This window comes from Kocuria rhizosphaerae, assembly GCF_044462265.1.
Classification (GTDB): Bacteria; Actinomycetota; Actinomycetes; order Actinomycetales; family Micrococcaceae; genus Kocuria; species Kocuria rhizosphaerae.
The window spans coordinates 35,013-56,292 of the sequence record NZ_JBISWL010000089.1 but is presented as its reverse complement, the minus strand read 5'-3'; the positions used below and the strand labels follow the sequence as shown (position 1 = coordinate 56,292).

The 21,280-nt window shown below is 73.0% G+C and carries 19 protein-coding genes; 11 read left to right on the top strand and 8 right to left on the bottom strand.

Features of this window, described 5'->3' with window-relative positions; translation table 11 throughout:
* Window positions 1–26 precede the first annotated feature (26 nt).
* From ACH9EU_RS11005 to ACH9EU_RS10985, 5 genes are all read right to left on the bottom strand, one after another.
* The gene (locus ACH9EU_RS11005; RefSeq protein ID WP_396413976.1) at window positions 27–1,493 is read right to left on the bottom strand and encodes a selenium-binding protein SBP56-related protein; all 1,467 of its coding nucleotides are present in this window, start codon (window positions 1,491–1,493) and stop codon (window positions 27–29) included.
* A 75-nt stretch (window positions 1,494–1,568) separates the two neighbouring features.
* Window positions 1,569–1,901: a carboxymuconolactone decarboxylase family protein gene (locus ACH9EU_RS11000; RefSeq protein WP_396413975.1), complete on the bottom strand. Its 333-nt coding sequence runs from the start codon at window positions 1,899–1,901 to the stop codon at window positions 1,569–1,571.
* Between the two features lie 46 nt (window positions 1,902–1,947).
* On the bottom strand, window positions 1,948–2,502 hold the full coding sequence (locus ACH9EU_RS10995) for an NAD(P)H-dependent oxidoreductase (protein ID WP_396413974.1): 555 nt from the start codon (window positions 2,500–2,502) through the stop codon (window positions 1,948–1,950).
* Between the two features lie 233 nt (window positions 2,503–2,735).
* Window positions 2,736–3,296, bottom strand: coding sequence for a YetF domain-containing protein (locus tag ACH9EU_RS10990; RefSeq protein WP_396413973.1), 561 nt, complete (start codon window positions 3,294–3,296; stop codon window positions 2,736–2,738).
* Window positions 3,297–3,332: 36 nt separating this feature from the next.
* A complete protein-coding gene (locus ACH9EU_RS10985; RefSeq protein WP_396413972.1) occupies window positions 3,333–4,580 on the bottom strand; it encodes a cation:proton antiporter domain-containing protein in 1,248 nt (415 codons plus the stop codon).
* Window positions 4,581–4,731: 151 nt separating this feature from the next.
* Here ACH9EU_RS10985 and ACH9EU_RS10980 point away from each other — a divergent pair, with 151 nt between their 5' ends.
* From ACH9EU_RS10980 to ACH9EU_RS10970, 3 genes are all read left to right on the top strand, one after another.
* Window positions 4,732–5,607: an ion channel gene (locus ACH9EU_RS10980; RefSeq protein WP_396413971.1), complete on the top strand. Its 876-nt coding sequence runs from the start codon at window positions 4,732–4,734 to the stop codon at window positions 5,605–5,607.
* 105 nt (window positions 5,608–5,712) lie between these two features.
* Complete coding sequence (locus tag ACH9EU_RS10975; protein WP_396413970.1) at window positions 5,713–7,473, top strand: dynamin family protein; 1,761 nt, start codon at window positions 5,713–5,715, stop codon at window positions 7,471–7,473.
* Window positions 7,470–9,158, top strand: a complete 1,689-nt coding sequence (locus ACH9EU_RS10970; protein ID WP_396413969.1) for a dynamin family protein — start codon at window positions 7,470–7,472, stop codon at window positions 9,156–9,158. Before ACH9EU_RS10975 ends, ACH9EU_RS10970 begins: the two co-directional genes overlap by 4 nt.
* Window positions 9,159–9,218: 60 nt before the next feature.
* Here ACH9EU_RS10970 and ACH9EU_RS10965 read toward each other — a convergent pair whose 3' ends face one another.
* On the bottom strand, window positions 9,219–10,031 hold the full coding sequence (locus tag ACH9EU_RS10965; protein WP_396413968.1) for an IclR family transcriptional regulator domain-containing protein: 813 nt from the start codon (window positions 10,029–10,031) through the stop codon (window positions 9,219–9,221).
* Window positions 10,032–10,143: 112 nt separating this feature from the next.
* Between ACH9EU_RS10965 and leuC the strand changes: the two genes are divergently transcribed.
* From leuC to ACH9EU_RS10935, 6 genes are all read left to right on the top strand, one after another.
* Complete coding sequence (leuC, locus tag ACH9EU_RS10960) at window positions 10,144–11,628, top strand: 3-isopropylmalate dehydratase large subunit (RefSeq protein WP_396413967.1); 1,485 nt, start codon at window positions 10,144–10,146, stop codon at window positions 11,626–11,628.
* Window positions 11,629–11,659: 31 nt separating this feature from the next.
* A complete protein-coding gene (gene leuD / locus ACH9EU_RS10955) occupies window positions 11,660–12,259 on the top strand; it encodes a 3-isopropylmalate dehydratase small subunit (protein ID WP_396413966.1) in 600 nt (199 codons plus the stop codon).
* 157 nt (window positions 12,260–12,416) lie between these two features.
* Window positions 12,417–13,733 (top strand): UDP-N-acetylglucosamine 1-carboxyvinyltransferase, encoded by a 1,317-nt coding sequence (murA, locus tag ACH9EU_RS10950; protein ID WP_396413965.1) that lies wholly within the window; start codon window positions 12,417–12,419, stop codon window positions 13,731–13,733.
* 13 nt (window positions 13,734–13,746) lie between these two features.
* Window positions 13,747–14,493, top strand: a complete 747-nt coding sequence (locus tag ACH9EU_RS10945) for a 1-acyl-sn-glycerol-3-phosphate acyltransferase (RefSeq protein WP_396413964.1) — start codon at window positions 13,747–13,749, stop codon at window positions 14,491–14,493.
* Complete coding sequence (locus ACH9EU_RS10940) at window positions 14,490–15,611, top strand: NAD(P)H-dependent glycerol-3-phosphate dehydrogenase (RefSeq protein WP_396413963.1); 1,122 nt, start codon at window positions 14,490–14,492, stop codon at window positions 15,609–15,611. The genes ACH9EU_RS10945 and ACH9EU_RS10940 overlap by 4 nt, the downstream gene beginning before the upstream one ends.
* Window positions 15,608–16,726: a D-alanine--D-alanine ligase gene (locus ACH9EU_RS10935; protein WP_396413962.1), complete on the top strand. Its 1,119-nt coding sequence runs from the start codon at window positions 15,608–15,610 to the stop codon at window positions 16,724–16,726. The genes ACH9EU_RS10940 and ACH9EU_RS10935 overlap by 4 nt, the downstream gene beginning before the upstream one ends.
* A gap of 19 nt (window positions 16,727–16,745) precedes the next feature.
* Here ACH9EU_RS10935 and ACH9EU_RS10930 read toward each other — a convergent pair whose 3' ends face one another.
* Window positions 16,746–17,348: a sortase domain-containing protein gene (locus ACH9EU_RS10930; RefSeq protein WP_396413961.1), complete on the bottom strand. Its 603-nt coding sequence runs from the start codon at window positions 17,346–17,348 to the stop codon at window positions 16,746–16,748.
* Window positions 17,349–17,429: 81 nt separating this feature from the next.
* On the bottom strand, window positions 17,430–18,722 hold the full coding sequence (locus ACH9EU_RS10925) for a hypothetical protein (protein WP_396413960.1): 1,293 nt from the start codon (window positions 18,720–18,722) through the stop codon (window positions 17,430–17,432).
* Between the two features lie 470 nt (window positions 18,723–19,192).
* On the opposite strand from ACH9EU_RS10925, the gene ACH9EU_RS10920 reads away from it, so the two are divergent.
* Window positions 19,193–19,957: an ATP-binding cassette domain-containing protein gene (locus ACH9EU_RS10920; protein ID WP_396413959.1), complete on the top strand. Its 765-nt coding sequence runs from the start codon at window positions 19,193–19,195 to the stop codon at window positions 19,955–19,957.
* Complete coding sequence (locus ACH9EU_RS10915) at window positions 19,954–21,231, top strand: FtsX-like permease family protein (protein WP_396413958.1); 1,278 nt, start codon at window positions 19,954–19,956, stop codon at window positions 21,229–21,231. Before ACH9EU_RS10920 ends, ACH9EU_RS10915 begins: the two co-directional genes overlap by 4 nt.
* Window positions 21,232–21,280: the final 49 nt, after the last annotated feature.

Below are 21,280 nucleotides of genomic sequence, written 5' to 3'. Positions count from 1 at the left end.
GGGCCGCCTCGCCTGCACGGTGCCCGTCAGGATCGGAAGCAGTAGGAGTCCGAGGACGCGTCCCCGCCCTGCAGCCGGATCTGGTGGACCCGCAGGCCGCGGAAGTCGTCCCCGGAGAGGAAGAAATCCTCGTCGATCGACAGCCCGCCGCGCTCCGTGTCGGCGTCGATCTTGGCCATCCACGCCCCGACGCCGTGGGGGTAGAACTGGTCGTCCCATGCACCGTAGAGGGAGTTGGTCACGTACACGCGTGCCCCGTCGCGGCTGGTCTCGACCATCTGCGGACCCCCGGCCAGACGCTGCCCCGGCGCCGAAGGGTGCGGCACCCGGCCGGCCACGCCCCCCAGGCGCACCGAGCCGGTCTCCCGGGGACGGGCCGGATCGGACACGTCGTACTGCTTGAGCTCCCCGGTGCCCCAGCAGGAGACGTAGAGCCATCGGTCGTCCACGGACAGCGAGATGTCGGTGACCAGCGGCGGCACGGCCCCGAACGGGCGCAGGGCCGGGGGCAGGTCCTCCTCCGCGGCGGGTTCGGCCGGGATGCTGATGACCTTCTCCACGGCCCACGTGCCGTCCTCCTCGCGCCACCAGCGGAAGACGGCGGCGGAGAGGTCCTCGGTGGAGACGACCGAGTCCACGAAGCCCCAGCTCGCCGCGGGGTCGTGGGCCGGGCGCAGCTCCAGGACCATCTGGTGCTCGGGCCCGCACTCGACGCGCTGCAGGTGCTTGCCCTCGGCGAGGTCCCAGAAGTGCACGGCGTGCCCGTACTCCTGGTTCAGCAGCTGCTCGGGGACCAGGCCGTTCTCGACCATGGCGGGCGTGCCCCACTCGCTGGTGACGAGGGTGTTCTGCATCAGGTGCCACCACGCGTCGTAGGACAGGTGCTGCGGGCCCCGGTCGGTCTCCCACCTGCCGACCACGTCGAAGGTGTCGTGGTCCAGCACCGCGATGCCGCCCGGCCCCCCGTCCCCCTCGGCCGTGCCGAGGCAGGAGAGGTAGATCCCGTCCGGGCCGCAGTGCAGCGTGTGGGGGCGGGAGTACCCGGCCTTCCGCGCGAGTTCCCCGGCGGTGATCGTCTTGACCACCCGGGGGTTGCGGGGGTCGGGGTGGGTGTCGGCGACGTGCACGTTGGAGGACCGCAGTCCCGGCAGCAGGAGGTAGCGGCGAGCCAGTCCCTCCATGTCGTGACCCTCGTGCATGAGCGCGCTGCTGCAGGCGTTCCAGCCGAAGTGGTGCAGCTCGTCGCCCGTGGTGGGCATGTCCGCCCAGCCCACCACGGTGCCGTAGGACTCCGAGGCCGGGTCGAGGTCGACGACCGTGAGGGCGTCGGGCCGTCCCGCGGCGCGGTCGAAGGCCACCACGTAGGCCAGTTTCTCCCGCGGCGCGGCGGCGGCCTCGGCCGGGGAGCGGTAGAAGGTCGGGTCGGGCGGCTCCGTGCCGGCGGACCCGGCTCCGTGGTCGTGGTCGTGGTCGTGGTGGTGCTGGGAGTGCATGGCGTCTCCTGGTCTCGCGGTCGCAGGCTCGGACGTGGTGCCGGGCCGGTGCCCGGGCGGGGCACCGGCCCGTGGTCAGGACTCGTCGTAGATCCGGAAGGCCATGGTGCCGTGGGTCACGGCGGCCCCGGCCCCCAGGGCCGCGGCGACCAGGGTGGCCTCGGCGATCTGGGCCTTGCTGGCCCCGGCCTTCTTGGCCTGGATGACGTGGATCTGGATGCAGTACGGGCACTGGGAGGAGATGGCCACGCCCACGGCGATGAGCTCGCGGTGGAGGTGGTCGATGGCTCCGCCCTCGTGGCCGAGGGTGCCGTCGAACTTGGCGAAGGCCTGGAACTCGTGCGGGGCGAGCTCCTTGAACTCGGCGAGCCGCTCCAGGTCCTGCGGGGTGTGGTAGTGCTTCGTCACGGTGCTGTCCTCTCGGGTCGGTGGGACGGAAGGCGGTGCTCGTGGGTCAGCCGCGCAGGCTCCGCAGGGCGCCGGCCCAGGCGACGACCTGGTCGAAGACCGTCTCCAGGTCCTGTGCGGCGGCCTCCGTGGGCGCGAAGTAGTTCCCGTCGAACTCCGAGCCGAACGGCAGGAACACCTGGGCCCGGACGTCGGCCATCTGCAGCTCCGCGGCGACCAGCCGCCAGGCCTCCACGGCACGCGTGCCCCCGGCGCTGCCGTAGCTGACGAAGCCGATGGACTTGTTGTTCCACTCCGCGTAGAGGTAGTCCACGGCGTTCTTCAGCGCCGCCGGGACGGAGTGGTTGTACTCCGGGGTGACGAAGACGAAGCCGTCGTAGGACGCGATCTTCTCCGACCAGGCCTTCGTGTGCTCGTTCGCGTACCGGCCCATGGACGGGGGCACCGGCTCGTCCAGCAGGGGCAGGCCCTGCTCGGCGATGTCCACGAGGTCGTACCGCGCATCGGGGCGGCGCGACGCGTGCTCGTGCACCCAGCGCGCCACGTCCTCCGCATTGCGGTTCGGGCGGGTGCTGCCGACGACGATCGCTATGCGGGTCATGACGTGCCTCCTCCGGTCTCGGCTCGTGCCGGCCCCGGTCGGGGGGAGCGGCCGCGGACCGCGCGGGACAGTGGTGCCGCTCTCAGGGTACTGAGAGGACCGGCGGGGAGGACACCCCCGGGCCCCGTTTTACGGACGACGGTGCACGTCCGGCGGCCCGGGTGATCAGGCGGCGTCGGCGCCTGCTGGGGGCGTCCCGTGCGCACGCGGGTCGACGACGCACTGCCCGGTGCTCAGCCCGGATCCCGCCCCCGGCCGGGACCGTCCCTGCGGCCGCCGTGGGCGTCGTGGCCCCGGAGCTCCGCCAGGGCGGATCCGTCGCCGTACCGGTCGCAGGTGATGACGCTGAGCTTGCCGTTGGTCTCGAGCACGACGGCCCGCACCCGGGAGAGGTCGCCGATGCCTTGCATGCGCACGGCCTGGCGCAGCTCGGACGCGGTGAGCCGGTTGCGGTGCAGGGCATCCCAGCGGATCTCGCCGTCCCCGAGCAGCAGCGCAGGTTCCGAGGTGAAGACCCCGCGGGCGCGTGGCCACCGGGCGGAGATCCAGGCGACCAGCAGCTGGAGTCCGGCCAGCAGGGCGAGCGCGGTGAGGCCCTCCGACCAGGAGACGTCCGAGCTCAGGAAGATCGTGGCCAGGGTCGAGCCCAGGGCCACCGTCACCACGAAGTCGAAGACGTTGAGCTGTCCCAGGGTGCGCTTGCCCGAGAGGCGGAGCACCACGACGAGTGTGGTGTACGAGGCTGCCCCGACGAGGACGATGCGCAGGATGTCGGTCCAGGAGTCGAACCACATGGGCGTTTCCCTTCGTGATGGCGGGCCGGCGGCAGTTCAGACGACCGCGTCGTGCTCTTCCTTCGGCTCCGGCTCCCGGTGCCGCAGCCAGGCGCTGAGGGGCGCGGAGGTGAGGCCGTGCAGCAGCACGGAGGCGGTGATGGCCAGGGTGGTCAGGACGAAGATCTCGTGGTTCCCGGTGTGGCGCTCGGCCATCGTGGCGTAGAACAGGGCCGAGACCCCCACCGGGGCGAACCAGCTGAGGAAGAACGTCTCCGGGCGGTCGTGGAGGTCCTTGATGAGCGGGCGCAGGGCCCACACGGTCACGAGCCGGCGCACGAGCACGGCGGCGGCCACCACCACGGCAGCGGGCCAGCCGAGCCGCGCCCACTCGACGATCGGCAGGGCCATCCCCAGCAGCACGAAGACCGGCAGCAGGAAGAGCCGGGCGACGGCGTCGTGGACCTTGTCCTCCTCCGCCTCCTCCCGCTGCGGAATGACCTGCCCGAACACGGCCACCCCGACGAACACCACGAGGATGTCGTCGGTGCCCAGCAGCTTGCCGACCCCGAGCAGCAGCAGGGCGAGCGGCACGATGAACGCGAGGTACGAGCTCTCCTCCATGAGGCCGTGCCTGCGCACGAGCACGAACAGCTTGCCCAGCCCGAAGCCGGCCACGAGACCGATGCCGGCGGCGCCCAGGACCTCCCACAGCAGCACCGTGGTCAACAGCTCGTGCCACGCCCGGTCCGGCTCGGTGAGCAGCAGCACGGGCAGCATGACGAACAGGTAGCCGAGGCCGTCGTTGAGCCCGCTCTCGGCGGAGAGGTTGTGACGGACCCGTTCGGTCACCCTCTCCTCGGCCAGCGACCCGGTGACGATCGGCGTGGTGACCACGGGGTCGGTCGGTGTGACGACGGCGGCGAGCAGCAGGGCGGCCACGAACGGCAGCCCCAGGCCCCACCAGAGGACACCCGTGGCGACGACGAGCATCAGAGCCATGCCCACGCCGATGATCGCCAGCAGCCACCGCACGTTGTCGCGCCAGTAGCCGTGCGGCAGGCGCAGCGCCACCCCGGCCAGGCCCACGCCCAGGGTGATCCGGGCGGCCTCCTCCAGGAGCGTGCCGGCGGGCACCCGGAAGTCCGCGATCCGCAGCAGGTCGAGGGCGTGGGGCCCGATCAGGACCCCGAAGGCCAGGCACAGCAGGGGTCCGGGAAGGCTCGCCCGCTGCAGCACCGTGGAGAAGGCCGAGAACACGAGCATCGCCCCGGCGAACAGCGCCAGGACCAGGTTGATCTCCACGGGGTGCTCCCTCCTCCGGATCCGCCGGGGCGATGGTTCGTGACTCCTCGGTCCCTACCGTAATCCTGCTGATGGTAGAACGGACAAGGGCGAGGACCGCCGCAAGGGCCGCGCCGGACGGGCGCGGAGGCCGGGAAGAAGGGGGAACGGCGTGGACGTGGTGCTGACACTCGCGGGGATCGCCCTGATCGTGATGGGGCTGCTCGACATCTTCCACGGCCTGCTGCACCCCAGCGGCAAGGGAGCGCTCGGCCACGCCGTCCTGGTGGGGGCGTGGCGGCTCTCGAAGGCCACGGGCCACCGGGCCGGCTCCGTCGTCGGTCCGGCGGCGATGGTCGCGGTCGTCCTCGTGTGGGTGGGGCTGCAGGCGCTGGGGTGGGCCCTCGTCTACCTTCCGCACGTGCCCGGCGGGTTCAGCTACTCTCCGGGGGTCGACGCGTCCGACTACGGGGACCTCGCCGAGGCGCTCTACATCTCCCTCGTCACACTCGCGACGCTCGGCTTCGGCGACGTCGTGGCCGTCGATCCCGTCCTCAGGCTCGCGTCCCCGATCGAGGCCCTCACCGGGTTCGCCCTGCTGACCGCGGCCCTGACCTGGTTCACGCAGGTCTACCCGCCCCTGTCCCGGCGCCGCTCGCTGGCCCTGGAGCTGAAGTCCCTCGCGGACGAGGGCTGGGCCGGATCGATCCCGCAGCTGGATCCGGTGGCGGCCGCAGGCGTCCTCCACACGCTCGCCGCCGAGGTGGACAAGGCCCGCATCGACCTGACCCAGTACAACGAGAGCTACTACTTCCAGGAGGAGGACCCTGCGCTGTCCCTGGCACGGCAGCTGCCCTGCACCCTGCTCCTGCGCGACGCGGCGGCAACCGCACCCACGGCCGACGTCCGGCTCGCCGGAGCCCGGTTGGGCGGCGCCCTCGAGCAGCTCGCGCACAAGCTCCGGAAGGACTTCGTGCGCTCCGGTCCGTCGCCGGAGGAGGCCTTCGCCGCCTACGCGGAGGACCACCGGCGCCATGGCCGCCGCTGAACGCCCGACCGGACGGCCCACCAGGTCCTCGGCCGGCTCGTGGACCGGGGCACCGGTCGGTCGACAGCACGCTGACTGGGACAAGCCGGCTGGCACAATGGGCACGTGACCGACCAGACCGAGATCCTCAGCGCCCTCCAGGACGTGCGGGCGCTGCTCGCGGCGTCGAGCCTGCCGCTGTCCACCACCGACGTCCTGCGCGAGCGGGAGGAGATCGGCCGGGCCGTCGCCCAGCTCGACGACTACGTCCTGCCGCGCGTGCGCCGCCTCGACGCCCCGCTCCTCGCGGTCGTCGGCGGGTCCACCGGGGCGGGCAAGTCCACGCTCGTGAACGCGGTCGTGGGGCACCCGGTGACCCGGGCCGGGGCCATCCGCCCCACCACCCGCCAGCCCATCCTGATCCACCACCCACGCGACGCCGAGGCCTTCGCGACGCAGCGGGTGCTCCCGCACCTGAGCCGGATCCACGCGCAGAAGGTCCCGGGGGCGGCCGTGGCGGGCAGGGCTCCCGCCCCGGCGGCGCTGCCCGGCACGGCGGACGGACAGGCCCTGGTGCTCCTGGCGGAGGAGCGCATCCCCGAGGGCGTCGCGCTGCTCGACGCCCCGGACGTCGACTCGATCTCGGACGACAACCGCCGGCTCGCCGGCCAGCTGCTCGCGGCCGCGGACCTGTGGCTGTTCGTCACGACCGCCAACCGCTACGCCGACGCCGTCCCGTGGCGGCTGCTCGTCGAGGCCGCCCAGCGGGAGATCACCGTGGCGGTGGTCCTCGACCGCGTCCCGCAGGGTCTCGAGGGGGAGATCGAGGAGGACCTGCGGCGGATGCTCGCCGACCGGGGGCTCGGCGAGGCCCCGGTGTTCGTGGTCCCGGAGTCCCCGCTCAACGAGACGGGCATGCTCCCGCCCCACGTCGTGGCCCCGGTCGCCGACTTCCTCGCCGAGCTGGGCCGGGACGCCGCCGCCCGGTCGGAGATCGCCCGGCGCACCGTCGGCGGGGCGGTCCGCGCCGTGGCCGACCGCACGGATGCCGCGGGGGACGCGGTGCTCGTGCAGCAGCGCGTCGCCGCGCAGCTGCGCACCGACGTCGAGCGGGCCTTCGACGAGGCGCTGGAGGCCGTCGTCGACTCCACCCGGGACGGGACGCTGCTGCGCGGAGAGGTCCTGGCCCGCTGGCAGGACTTCGTGGGCACCGGGGAGTTCTTCCGCGGCCTGGAGTCCGGGATCGGGCGGGCACGGGACCGCGTCACCGCGTTCTTCACCGGCAGGCCGGCGCCAGAGGTGCAGGTCGAGGAGGCCATCGAGACCGGACTGCAGACCGTCGTCGTCGAGGAGGCCGCCCGCGCCGCGGAGACGGCCGAGCGGCGCTGGCAGGACGAGCCCGCCGGCCGGGTGCTGCTCGGGGGCAGCGACCTCGGCTCCCTGCCCCCCGACTTCCGGGAGCGCACCGCGGAGCAGGTCCGGGCCTGGCAGGGCGACCTCATGGAGCTCATCCAGCGCGAGGGCGCCGACAAGAGGACCCGCGCCCGGGCCCTGTCCCTGGGACTCAACGGCCTCACCGTGCTGCTCATGATCGGCGTCTTCTCCATGACCGGCGGGCTCACCGGGCTCGAGGTCGGCATCGCCGGCGGGTCCGGCGTGGTCGGCACCAAGCTGCTCGAGGCCGTCTTCGGCGAGGACGCCGTGCGGCGCATGGCCGAGGACGCCCGGAGGAACCTCGAGTCCCGCATCTCCACCCTCATGGACCAGCAGGCGGCCGTGTTCCTGCGGCGCCTCGACGTCCTGGACGGGCACCCCGAGGCCCACGAGCTCAAGGCCGGGGCCCAGCGCGTGCGAGCCGCGGCCGGGAGCCTGGGGGAGGGCCGGTGACCCCCGCCCGCCAGGCCGCCCCGACGCTGTCCGAGCGCCTGGCCGCGCTCGCCCGGGCCACCGACCTCGCGGCCGGCCGGCTCGACGACGACGCCGTGGCCGCGTCCCGCAGCGTCCTGGACCGGGCCGCCGAGCGCCGCGCCCTGTCCGCTGACCACACCGTGGTCGGGTTCTTCGGGGCCACCGGGTCCGGCAAGTCCTCGCTGTTCAACGCGGTGGTGGGCCGGGAGATCGCCCGTGCGGCCCCCCGCCGGCCCACCACCTCCGAGCCCCTGGCCGCGGTGTGGGGCGAGCCCGGCAGCGAGGCCCTGCTGGACTGGCTCGGCGTCGCCCAGCGCCACCACGTGGACACGCCCCTGCCCTCGGGCCAGGAGGAGCCCGGCCGGTGGACGCGCGTCAAGGACCGGATCACGGGCGCGAGCGCGCCCGAGGGGCCGGGCGGCCTCATCCTGCTCGATCTGCCCGACTTCGACTCCGTGAGCCTGCACCACCGCACCATCGTGCAGCGCCTGGTGGGAATGGTCGACGTCGTGGTGTGGGTCGTCGACCCGCAGAAGTACGCCGACGCGATCATCCACCAGGAGTTCATCGCGCCGCTGGCCCGGCACGGGGCCGTGACCATGGTCGTGATGAACCAGGTCGACCGGCTCCCCGCGGCGGAGGTGCCCGCCGTGATGGCCTCCCTCGAACAGCTCGTGACCCAGGACGGGCTGCCCGTCTCGGGGCTGTCGAAGCCCGTGGCCGTCTCGGCCGTGACGGGGCAGGGGGTGGAGGCGCTGCGCTCGCGGATCCGTCAGGTGGCGGACTCCCGGGCCGCCGCCGGGGCGCGGCTCGACGCCGACGTCACCGACGCCGCCGAGCTGCTCGCGGCCGCGTCGGGCGAGACCCGGCCCGCCGGGATCACCGAGGAGGCGCAGGAGCGGCTGGCCGGGGGGCTGGCGCAGGCGGCGAACGTTGCCGGCATCGCGCGCGCCGCGGGCAGGTCCTACGCCCTCCACGCCGCCGGGCACACCGGATGGATCGCCACCCGCTGGCTGCTGAAGTTCCGCAAGGACCCGATGCGCCGGCTCAACCTGGACCGCGGGGACTCCGTCGCCCCCGAGGTCAACCGGACCTCCCTGCCGCCGATGGGCGCGGCCCAGCGGGCCGCCGCCGACTCCGCGGTGCGCACGTTCGCCCACGACGCCGCCGCCGGCGCCTCGGAGCCGTGGACCCGGTCGGTGCGCCAGGCCGCGCGGACCCACCAGGAGAAGCTGCCGGACGCGATCGACCAGGCGATCGCCCGCACGGACTTCCGGGCCCGCAGGAACTCCTGGTGGTGGCTCGTCTTCGACGTGCTGCAGTGGATCGCGATGCTCGCGGTGGTGGCCGGCCTCCTGTGGCTGCTCGGGCTGTTCCTGCTGGAGTGGTTCCAGGTTCCCGTGCCCCCGCCCCCGTACGTGGAGGGCTTCCCGCTGCCCGTGCCCACCCTGCTCGTGCTCGCCGGCGTGGTGAGCGGAGTGTTCCTGGCGCTGACCGGGCGCGTCCTCGCGGGCTTCGGCGCCCGGATGCGGGAGCGCTCCGTGCGGCGGAGGCTGCGCGTGTCGGTCGCCGAGGCGGGTCGGCGCACCGTCGTCGAGCCCGTGCGGGCGGAGCTCGAGACCTTCGCCGCCTTCCGGGAGGCGCTCGCCGTCCTGCGCGGCTGAGCGCGACGGCCGCAGGCAGCCGTGGCCGGGGCGGACCGCCGCGCCCTCGTGCGGACGGGACTACTGCGCGGTCGCGCGGACCGCCTCCGTGAGCTGCCGCGCCGCCTGCACCACGACCTCGGCGTGCAGGCGCCCGGGCTGGCGGGTGAGCCGCTCGATCGGGCCGGAGATCGACACCGCCGCGATCACCCGGCCGGAGGGTCCGCGCACGGGAGCGGAGACGGAGGCGATGCCCGGCTCGCGCTCGCCGAGCGACTGCGCCCATCCGCGGCGCCGGACCCCGGCCAGCACGGTCGCGGAGAACCGGGCGTGGCGCAGGCCCTCCAGCAGCCGGTCGTGGTCCTCCCAGGCCACCAGCACCTGCGCGGCGGAGCCCGCCTTCATGGACAGCTGGGTGCCCACCGGGATGGTGTCCCGCAGCCCGATGGGCCGCTCCGCGGAGGCGACGCACACGCGCCACTCGCCCTGCCGCCGGAAGATCTGGGCCGACTCCCCGGTCGCGTCGCGCAGATTGACGAGCACCGGGCCGGCGGCGGCGATCAGCCGGTCCTCGCCCGCGGCGGAGGCCAGCTCCACGAGCCGTGAGCCCAGCACGAAGCGGCCCTGGATGTCCCGGCCCACGAACCGGTGGTGGGCGAGGGCCACCGCCAGCCGGTGCACCGTCGGGCGGGCCAGCCCTGTGGCGCCGACCAGCTGGGCGAGCGTCGCGGGGCCGGCCTCGAGGGCGTCGAGGATCATCGAGGCCTTGTCGACCACCCCCACGCCGCTCGGGGAGGAGGCGGGGTGCAGTTCGAGCGCCTCACCCGTCCCCTGCCCGCCCAGGGGGGTGCCCAGCAGGGCGCCGGACGGGTCCATGTGTCCAGATGTGTCCATGTTTCGATACTGCCGTCTCAGAATGTGAGAAGCAAGCCGAAAAGCTGGCCTCCGCCGAACGCGTGCGACGACCATGGACCAAAGACCGACAGGCAGCACGGAAGGATCCGCCATGCCGGACTACCAGTCCACGACCCCCTCCACGACTCCCGCGGCGCCCCGGGCCGGTGGGCGCACGCTCGCCGAGAAGGTCTGGGCGGACCACCTCGTTCGCCAGGGCGAGGACGGACGACCGGATCTGCTCTACATCGACCTGCACCTGCTCCACGAGGTCACCTCCCCGCAGGCCTTCGAGGGGCTGCGTCTGGCGGGCCGGCGGCTGCGCCGCCCCGACCTCACGATCGCCACCGAGGACCACAACACGCCCACGCAGGACATCTTCTCGCGCATCGCCGACGACACCTCGCGCAAGCAGATCGAGACCCTCCGCGCCAACTGCGAGGAGTTCGGCGTGCGCCTGCACCCGCTGGGCGACGCCGAGCAGGGCATCGTGCACGTGGTCGGCCCGCAGCTGGGCCTGACCCAGCCGGGCACGACCGTGGTGTGCGGTGACTCCCACACGTCGACACACGGCGCGTTCGGGGCCCTGGCCTTCGGCATCGGCACCTCCGAGGTCGAGCACGTCATGGCGACCCAGACCCTGCCGCTGGCCCCCTTCCGGACCATGGCGATCAACGTCGAGGGCACGCTGCGCCCGGGCGTCACGGCGAAGGACATCATCCTGGCCGTCATCGCCAAGATCGGCACCGGCGGCGGGCAGGGCTACGTCCTGGAGTACCGCGGCTCGGCGATCCGGTCGCTGTCCATGGAGGCCCGGATGACGATCTGCAACATGTCGATCGAGGCCGGCGCCCGTGCGGGCATGATCGCCCCGGACGAGACCACGTTCGACTACGTCCAGGGCCGCCCGCACGCGCCCGAGGGCGCCGACTGGGACGCGGCGGTCGAGTACTGGCGGACCCTGCGCACCGACGACGACGCCGTCTTCGACGCCGAGGTCTTCCTGGACGCCGACGAGCTCGAACCGTTCGTCACCTGGGGCACCAACCCGGGGCAGGGCGTCCCCCTGTCCTCGGCCGTGCCCGACCCCGAGGACCTGGGCGACGAGAACGACAAGGCCAACGCCCGCCGGGCCCTCGAGTACATGGACCTGGAGCCGGGCACGCCGATGAAGGAGATCAGGGTCGACACGGTCTTCCTCGGCTCCTGCACGAACTCCCGGATCGAGGACCTGCGCGCCGCGGCGGAGATCGTCAAGGGCCGGACGAAGGCCGAGAACGTGCGCATGATGGTCGTGCCCGGCTCCGCGAAGGTCCGGCTGCAGGCCGAGGCCGAGGGGCTGGACCGGGTGTTCACGGAGTTCGGGGCGGACTGGCGCTTCGCCGGGTGCTCGATGTGCCTGGGCATGAACCCGGACCAGCTGGCCCCGGGGGAGCGGTGCGCCTCGACGTCCAACCGCAACTTCGAGGGCCGGCAGGGCAAGGGGGGGCGCACCCACCTGGTCTCCCCGCTCGTGGCCGCGGCCACCGCCGTGCGCGGCACCCTGTCCTCCCCGTCCGACCTCGACGCCCCCGGCGCCGTCGCCGCGGCGGCCTGACCGGCGTCCCGAACCCCAGGAAGGCCCTCCCATGGAGAAGTTCACCACGCACCGGGGCGTCGGCGTCCCGCTGAAGCAGTCCAACGTGGACACCGACCAGATCATCCCCGCCGTCTACCTCAAGCGGATCACCAAGACCGGTTTCGAGGACGCGCTCTTCGCCGCGTGGCGCAAGAACGAGGACTTCGTGCTGAACCAGGAGCCCTACCGCCACGGCACGGTGCTCGTGGCCGGTCCGGACTTCGGGACCGGCTCCTCCCGCGAGCACGCCGTGTGGGCGCTGCGCGACTACGGCTTCCAGGTGGTCATCTCCTCCCGGTTCGCGGACATCTTCCGCGGCAACTCCGGCAAGCAGGGCCTGCTGGCCGCGCAGGTGGACCAGGCCGACGTCGAGCTGCTGTGGAAGCTGATCGAGGAGCACCCCGGCACCGAGATCGAGGTGGATCTCGGGACCCGGACCGTGACGTGCGACACCGTCACCGTTCCGTTCACCATCGACGACTACACCCGCTGGCGGCTCATGGAGGGGCTCGACGACATCGGGCTCACGCTCCAGCACGAGGCCGAGATCGAGGAGTTCGAGGCCTCCCGGCCCGCGTTCAAGCCGACCACGCTGCCCGCCCGCAGCTGAGCCCCTCCGGTCCGGCGGCGCCCGCCCGGCCCGCCGGACCGTGCGCTGTCCCGGACACGCACGACACCGTGCTGTCCGGAGCTGCCCGCCGGGGAACCTACACTGTACGGGTGCCGTTCCCGCCCGGGGCGGTCCGGCAAGAGCAGATCGGAAGGTCATGAGCAGCGCACTGCACATCACGGGCGGCGTCCCCCTGTCCGGGCAGGTCACCGTGCGAGGGGCGAAGAACCTCGTCCCCAAGGCCATGGTCGCCGCCCTCCTGGGGTCGACACCGTCCGTCCTGGCCAACGTGCCGGAGATCAAGGACGTCCAGGTGGTCACGGACCTGCTGTCCCTGCACGGCGTGGAGGTCTCCCGCGAGGACGGCCGCCTGGCCCTGGACCCCTCCAACGTGACCACGGCGCGGCACGCCGACATCGACGCCCACGCCGGGGACTCCCGCATCCCGATCCTGCTGTGCGGACCTCTCCTGCACCAGATCGGGGAGGCGTTCATCCCCGACCTCGGCGGCTGCCGGATCGGCGACCGGCCCATCAACTACCACCTCGACGTGCTCCGCCACTTCGGGGCCCGCGTGGAGAAGCTCGAGTCCGGGATCCGGATGAGCGCACCGCACGGCCTGCACGGGGCCAAGGTGGAGCTGCCGTACCCGTCGGTGGGCGCGACAGAGCAGGTGCTGCTCACGGCGACCCGCGCCGACGGCCACACCGAGCTGCGCGGGGCCGCGACCGAGCCCGAGATCCTCGACCTCATCGCGATCCTGCAGAAGATGGGGGCGATCATCACGGTCCAGACGGACCGCGTGATCCGCATCGAGGGCGTTCCCGAGCTCACCGGCTACCGGCACCGGGCCATGCCCGACCGCATCGAGGCGGCCTCCTGGGGCTCCGCCGCGCTGGCCACCGGCGGCGACATCTTCGTGTGCGGCGCCCGCCAGGCCGACATGATGACCTTCCTCAACACCTTCCGGAAGATCGGCGGGGGCCTGGACATCGCCGACGACGGCATCCGCTTCTACCACCCGGGCGGCGACCTCAACCCCCTGATCGTGGAGACCGACGTGCACCCCGGTTTCATGACCGACTGGCAGCAGCCGCTCGTCGTCGCCCTGACCCAGGCGAAGGGCGTGTCCATCGTCCACGAGACGGTCTACGAGAACCGCTTCGGCTTCACCGGCGCCCTCAACGGGATGGGCGCGACGATCCAGCTCCACCGCGAGTGCCTCGGCTCCGTGCCGTGCCGGTTCGGGCAGCGCAACTTCGTGCACTCCGCCGTGATCTCGGGGCCGACCCCGCTGCGGGCCGCCGAGATCAACATCCCGGACCTGCGCGGCGGCTTCTCGCACCTGATCGCCGCCCTGGCCGCCGAGGGCACGTCCCACGTCACGGGCGTCGAGCTCATCGAGCGCGGCTACGAGCGCTTCACGGAGAAGCTCGCGGGTCTCGGGGCGTCGTTCGAGCTCGACGGCGCGTGAGCCGGGCCCGCCGATGAGCCGTACCTCCGACCGCAGCTTGTTCCGCGTGCTCGCCGGGATCGTGAAGCCGGCCTACCGGCTGGTGGCCCGGCTGCGCTGGACGGGGGAGGAGCACTTCCCCGCGGAGGGCGGGTTCATCGTGGTGCCCAACCACCTGACGGAGCTCGATCCCCTCACGGTCGCTCTCGTGCTCTACGACAACGGGGTCATGCCCCGCTTCCTGGCCAAGGCCTCCCTGTTCCGCGTTCCGCTCCTGGGGTCCACGCTGCGGGCCACCGGCCAGGTGCCCGTACTGCGGGGAACGGCCGACGCCGCCGCCGCCCTCACCGCCGCCCGCGCCGAGCTGGAGTCCGGCGGGGCCGTCGTCGTCTACCCGGAGGGCACCCTCACCCGGGACCCCGACCGGTGGCCCATGTCCGGGCACACGGGCGCGGCCCGCCTCGCGCTGGCCACGGGCCTTCCGGTCGTCCCGCTGGCCCACTGGGGCGACCAGGAGGTCCTGGACCGCGGGCCCTCGGGCCGGCGGTCGTTGAGCCTGTTCCCGCGCAAGGACGTGCGCGTGCGGATCGGCGCGCCCGTGGACCTCACCCCGTGGCGCGGCCACGTCACCGACCTCGCCCGGCCGGTGGGCGGCGAGGCGGAGGCGCTCGAGGAGGCCACGGACGCGATCATGCGGGCCGTGAGCCGCGAGCTGGCCGCGCTGCGCGGCACCGAGGCCCCTGCCCGCCTGTGGGACCGCCGCCGAGGAGGCCGCCTGTGACACAGCCCCTGACCGCGCCCGGAACCACACCGGCACGGGACCCCTCGGGACCACGCAAGGTCGCCGTCCTCGGCGCCGGCTCCTGGGGCACGACGTTCGCGAAGATCCTCGTCGACAGCGCCCGGGAGACCGCCCACGCCCACGGGACGCCGCTCGAGCGGACGGTCGTGCTCTGGGGCCGGGACCGCGCCGCCATGGAGCACACCGCGCGGACGAGGGTCAACGACCGGTACGTCCCCGGCATCAGGCTCCCGGAGCCGCTGGTGATCACCGCCGACCTGGAGGCCGCAGTGCGCGGGGCGGACCTCGTGGTCCTCGCCGTTCCCGCCCAGTCGCTGCGGCCGCAGCTCGCCGCCGTGGCCCAGCTGCTGGACCCGGACGCCGTCGTGCTGTCCCTGGCCAAGGGGCTCGAGCGGGACACGGGGCTGCGGATGAGCGAGGTGGTCGCGGAGGAGCTGGGCCGGGCCACCGGCCGCGGTCCCGGCCACTGGCGGGAGCGCACGTGCGTGCTCTCCGGCCCCAACCTGGCCATGGAGATCGCCGAGGAGCAGCCCACGGCCTCCGTGGTGGCGGCACCGGACACGGAGCTCGCCTCCTGGGTCGCGCACGCCTGCCGGACCCGGTACTTCCGCCCGTACACCAACACCGACGTGGTGGGCACCGAGATCGCGGGCGTCGTGAAGAACGTCATCGCGCTGTCCGTGGGGATCGCCGACGGCCGGCACTTCGGGGAGAACTCGAAGGCGTCCATCATCACCCGCGGCCTCGCCGAGACGACCCGGCTGGCGCTGGCCCTCGGCGGGAAGCTCGAGACCCTCTCGGGGCTCGCAGGGATGGGCGACCTCGTGGCCACCTGCTCCTCGCCGCTGTCGCGCAATCGCACGGCCGGCCGGCTGCTCGGCCTGGGCAAGAGCCTCCGGGAGGTCCAGGAGGAGATGACCCAGACCGCCGAGGGCATCAAGTCGGCACCGGCCGTCCTGTCCCTGGCGCGGCACCACGGCGTGGACATGCCCATCACCGAGGCCGTGGTGGCGATCCTGCGCGAGCGGATCACCATCGACGACCTGGCCCCGCTCCTGCTGGGCCGTGAGATCAAATCGGAAGGGACCGCCCCATGACCCCCCGCCCCTGCGTCGCCGTGCTCTTCGGCGGTCGCTCCAGCGAGCACTCCATCTCCCTGATCACCGCCCGCGGCGTGCTGCGCGCCCTCGACCGGGAGAAGTGGGACGTGGTGACCGTCGGGATCTCCAGGTCCGGGGAGTGGTTCCTGTACTCGCAGGAGGAGCTGGAACGGCTCCTGGACGAGAACCCGATCGCGGAGCTGCCCGTCGGGCCGGAGCTCGTGAGCCTCCCGCTGAAGGTCGGCGAGAACGAGCTCATCGTGCGCCACGACGGGCCCTGCGGGGCCACCGTCAGCCGGGACCGGCACATCGACGTCGTGCTGCCGCTCCTGCACGGCCCGTTCGGCGAGGACGGCACGCTCCAGGGGATGCTCGAGCTCGCGGGCCTGCGCTACGTCGGGTGCGGCGTGACCGCCTCGGCCGTCGGCATGGACAAGCACTTCATGAAGCTCGCCTTCGAGGCCGCGGGCATGGAGGTGGGCCCCTACACGGTGGTGACCGACCGACAGTGGCGCCTGGACCCCGCCGCCGTCCGTGCCCGGATCGAGGAGCTCGGGTTCCCCGTGTTCGTGAAACCGGCCCGCGCCGGCTCCTCGTTCGGGATCACCAAGGTGGACGGCCCGGAGGGGCTGGCCGAGGCGGTCGAGACGGCCCGGGAGCACGACCGCAAGCTCGTGGTGGAGGCCGGGATCGAGGGCCGGGAGATCGAGTGCGCCGTGCTGCAGGGCCGGGGCACGGAGCCGCCCCGCACATCCATGCCGGGAGAGATCGAGATCGTGGACGAGCACGCCTTCTACGACTTCGAGGCCAAGTACGTCTCCCAGGCCGCCGCACGGCTCAGCTGCCCCGCCGACCTCCCCCGGAAGGCGGCCGACGCGGTCCGCGCCGGAGCCGTGACGGCCTTCGAGGCGGTCGAGGGCGAGGGTCTGTGCCGGGCGGACTTCTTCTACACCCCCGACGGCCGGGTGGTGATCAACGAGATCAACACGATGCCCGGCTTCACCCCGATCTCCATGTACCCGCGGATGTGGGCCGAGTCCGGCCTCGACTACACCCGGCTGATCGACGAGCTGCTCGAACTGGCCCTCGAGCGCCCCGTGGGCCTGCGCTGAGCCCGGCGGGCCCACGGCCCTATTCCGGTCGTGCCGGCGAGGCGGTGACGACGATGTTCTTCTCGACGGCGTCGCGCGTGTAGCAGCTGATGAGGACGATGCGGTGCGGAGCGACCGCCCAGATCGGGCTGTCCTTGAGCCCTTCCTTGTCGTAGGTGGTCACCGAGTCCACGACGTAGTCGAGGGTTCCGTCCACGGTCTCCACCTCGAGCTCCCGGCCCACGAGCCCGGGCTCGCTCAGCCGGTTGAACGGCAGCTCGATCTGGTCCCAGCTGTGCCCCGCGATGTACGTCGTGTTCTCCGACCCCTCCCCGGGCATCCCGTACGGGGTGAGCCAGTAGCCGTTGTACGTCTGCGGAGGCACCACGGACGCCTCCGCGTACTGGTCCTCCGACGGGGTGTAGGGCAGGACGTCCGCGTCGAAGCCGATGGCGTCGATCCGCAGTCCCACGGGTGCGGCCGCCTCCGGCGTGTGTCCGAAGTACTCCTGGAGGACGAACCACTGGTTCATCAGCGCGATCCACAGCACCGCGGCGCACAGCGTCACGACGGCGGCCGAGCGGGCGTGCGGATCGCGGGCCCGGTCGGGGCGCGGCCGGGCCGGCTGGGCTTTCGCGGTCATGCTGTCCTGTCGGTCACGTCGTTCAGGGGGAACGGGGCGGTGCCGCCCTGCGGGTGGCACCGCCCCGTTCCATGGCTCGCCTCAGGCGCGGCCGAGCCGTCGGGCCCGGAGCGCCACGGCTCCGGGCAGGGCGACCGCCGCGGCCAACAGCGCCGTGAGCAGGCCGGCACCGGCGGGCTGCTGCATCGGCCCCATCTCCAGGAACGTGTCCACGTTGAGGCCGTCGTTCAGGAGCGACTCCACCGCGACCTGCGCGGCGACCTTCCGCGCCGCCGGCTCCTCGACGACCGCGGGTGCGGCCTTCTCGAAGACGGATGCCGTCGGTTCCTGGACGACCGCGGGTGCGGCCTTCTCGAAGACGGATGCCGTCGGTTCCTCGACGACCGCGGGTGCGGCCCTCTGGAGGACGGATGCCGTCGGTTCCTGGACGACCGCGGGTGCGGCCTTCTGGAGGACGGATGCCGTCGGTTCCTGGACGACCGCGGGTGCGGCCTTCTGGAGGACGGATGCCGTCGGTTCCTCGACGACCGCGGGTGCGGCCTTCTGGAGGACGGATGCCGTCGGTTCCTCGACGACCGCGGGTGCGGCCCTCTGGAGGACGGATGCCGTCGGTTCCTCGACGACCGCGGGTGCGGCCTCCTCCGGGGCGACCGGTGCCTGCTGGACGACCGGTGCCTGCTGGACGACCGGTGCCGGTTCGAGCACCGGTGCCGGCGGTGGGACGACCGGTGCAGGCTGGACGACCGGTGCCGGCTGGACGACCGGTGCCTGCTGGACGACCGGTGCCGGTTCGAGCACCGGTGCCGGCGGTGGGACGACCGGTGCCGGTTCGACGACCGGTGCAGGCTGGACGACCGGTGCCGGTTCGAGGACCGGTGCCTGCTGGACGACCGGTGCCGGTTCGACGACCGGTGCAGGCTGGACGACCGGTGCCGGTTCGAGGACCGGTGCCTGCGGTGGGACGACCGGTGCAGGCTGGACGACGGGTGCCGGTTCGAGCACCGGTGCAGGAGGCGGCGCCTCCTGGACGACGAGTGCCGGCTCCGGAACGACCGGTGGCGGCGGTGCGAGGACCGGTGCCTGCTCGAGCACCGGTGGCGGCGGTGCGAGGACCGGTGCCTGTTCGAGGACCGGTGCCGGAGGCGGCGCCTCCTGGACCTCGAGTGGCGCCTCCTGGACGACCGGTGCCGCCGGCACGACGTCCGGGACGGCGGGTGCCGGATTCCCGTCCAGCGGGGCGGCTGCGCCGGGTGGAACTCCGCCCGGCGGTGCGTCGACCGGTGCGGCGACGGCGGCCGGGGCACCCAGGAACAGGCCCCCAGCCAGCACGGTCGTCGAGACGCCGGCGACCACTGACCTTCTCGTAGCAGTCATGTCGATGTGTCTCCTGTATTCGGTACTCGGCCCGGGTACACCCCGGGGCCGCCAGCCCACGGCCCGACCCCCATCGGCGTCCTCCCGCACCCCCGCGCGGACAGGACGGGACGCGTCGTACCGCTGGCCGCCCGCAGCTTCCGGGCCCCGGTGACGGAGCCCCGGCACCGCCGGACGACTGCTGTGCTCCATACCTATGACGTCACGGCGGCCATAGCAAGAGTGAACGCCTTCGTGACGGGATGAGGCGTCGCCGACGGTGCCGCCGGGCACCCGTCCGGACGGACCTCTCCGCGTCCGGATCCGCGCCCCTGGCGCCCCTGCGACGGGGCGCAACCCTGCACTAGTGGGGACAGTCGTCCCGTTCCCGGGGTCCTGTGCGTCCGCACATGATGAGGGAAGGGACCGAGAGCGGTCCCGGGACCGGCGTCGGGGGACGGTGGCCGGGAGGACGAGGGAAAGGACCATCAATGGCCGGGTTGGTGCTCGAGGCCGAGGACCTGGTCCGGGTCTACGGCCGCGGCGACACCGGATGCGCCGCCCTGCGCGGTGTCGACGTGCGCGTCGAGCACGGCGAGTCCGTGGCCGTCGTCGGCAAGTCCGGCTCCGGCAAGTCCACGCTGATGCATCTACTGGCGCTCCTGGAGGCACCCACCCGCGGGAGGGTGGCCCTTCAGGGCCGGTCCTCGGCGTCGATGACGGCGCGGGAGGTCAACGCCCTGCGCAACGCCATGTTCGGCTTCGTGTTCCAGCAGTTCTATCTCGTGCCCGACCAGTCGGTCCTGGACAACGTCATGCTGCCCCTGAAGATCGCGGGCGTCCGGGCCGGGACGCGGCGGCGCCGTGCGCTGGAGGTCCTCGAGCGACTGGAGATGGCGGAGAAGGCGCCCGGTCGGGCGGTGGACCTCTCCGGCGGGCAGAAGCAGCGCGTGGCGATCGCCCGGGCCCTGGTGAACGAGCCGGCCGTGATCTTCGCCGACGAGCCCACGGGCAACCTCGACTCGGCCACAGGGGCGGTGGTCCAGGACATCCTGTTCGACCTCAACAGGGAGCGGGGCATCACGCTGGTCGTGGTCACCCACGACGAGGACCTCGCGGCCCGCTGCGACCGCCGGGTGCACCTGCGCGACGGGCTCGTGGTGGACGGTCCGACCGGTGTCGGAGGCCGGGCCGGGGCGGACGGCCCGGGTGCCGACGGCGGGATTCCGGTCGGCGTGTCCGGGGGTGTCCTGTGACCTGGTCCGACCTGCTCGGCGCGGCGGTCGCCAACACCCGGCGGGGGAGGATTCGCACGCTCCTGACCGTGGTGGCCGTCTTCATCGGCGCGCTCGCGCTGACGCTGACCTCGGGCATGGGCACCGGCGTGAACCGGTACATCGACGAGACCGTCGCGGCCTTCGGCGACGACGACGCGCTCTACGTCCAGAAGTCCCAGCCGCTCGTCGAACTGACCGCGGGCGCGGGGCCGCGGGAGTACGATCCGGAGACCACCAGGATCCGGACGGGTTTCGGGATCTCCTTCGAAGGACTGTCCGCGGACGACGTCGCCTACGTGGAGGGCCTCGAGGGGGTGCGCTCGGTGAAGCCGATGTACGCCGTGGCCCCCACCTATCTGGAGTCCCCGGAGGGCCGGCGGTTCCAGCTCTCCCCGGGCATCCCGGTCGACGCCGTGGGCCTGAAGATGGTGGCCGGCCGGACTCCCGCCGCCGGGCGCGACGAGCTCGTCGTCCCCGACAGCTGGGTCGGGGACCTCGGGTTCGCCTCGGCCCAGGACGCCGTCGGCGGGGTCGTCCAGGTCGTCATGACGAACCGGGCGGAGCAGGACCGGGCGTTCGCGGCCACGGTCTCGGGCGTGACCCAGTCCAGCCTGGCCGGGACGTCGCTGAACCCCATCCCGTCCGACTCGTTCAACCGACGGCTCTACGAGTACCAGTCGGGCGGCGGACCCGAGTCCGTGCCGGAGAGCTTCGCCATGGCCACGGTCACGGTGGACATGAGCCGGGCGGTGGAGATCCAGTCGCGTCTCGAGGACGAGGGGCTGCTGGGCCTGACGGTCGAGGACCAGCTCGGCATGTTCCGGGCCGTCATCAACGCCATCGTCTGGATCCTCAACGCCTGCGCGGTCATCGCCCTGCTCGCTGCCGGGCTCGGGATCATCAACACGCTGCTGATGTCCGTGCAGGAGCGCACCCGGGAGATCGGGCTGATGAAGGCGATGGGCATGAGCGGGGGCAAGGTCTTCGGACTGTTCTCCCTCGAGGCCGTGGTGATCGGCGCCGCGGGTGCCGTGCTCGGCGCCGCGGCCGGGGTCGTCGGCGGTTCCGCGCTGACCCGGGTCCTCGCCGAGGGGTTCCTGTCGGGGCTGCCCGGGCTGTCCCTGTTCGCGTTCGAACCGTGGCGGGTGGTCGCGATCCTGCTCTCGGTGATGGCCATCGCCTTCCTGGCCGGCACGGTCCCGGCCGTCAGGGCGGCCCGCAAGGACCCCATCACGTCCCTGCGCCACGAGTAGCGGGACGAGCGGCGGAACCGGAGGGCTCCCCCGGCACAGCCGTCGCCCC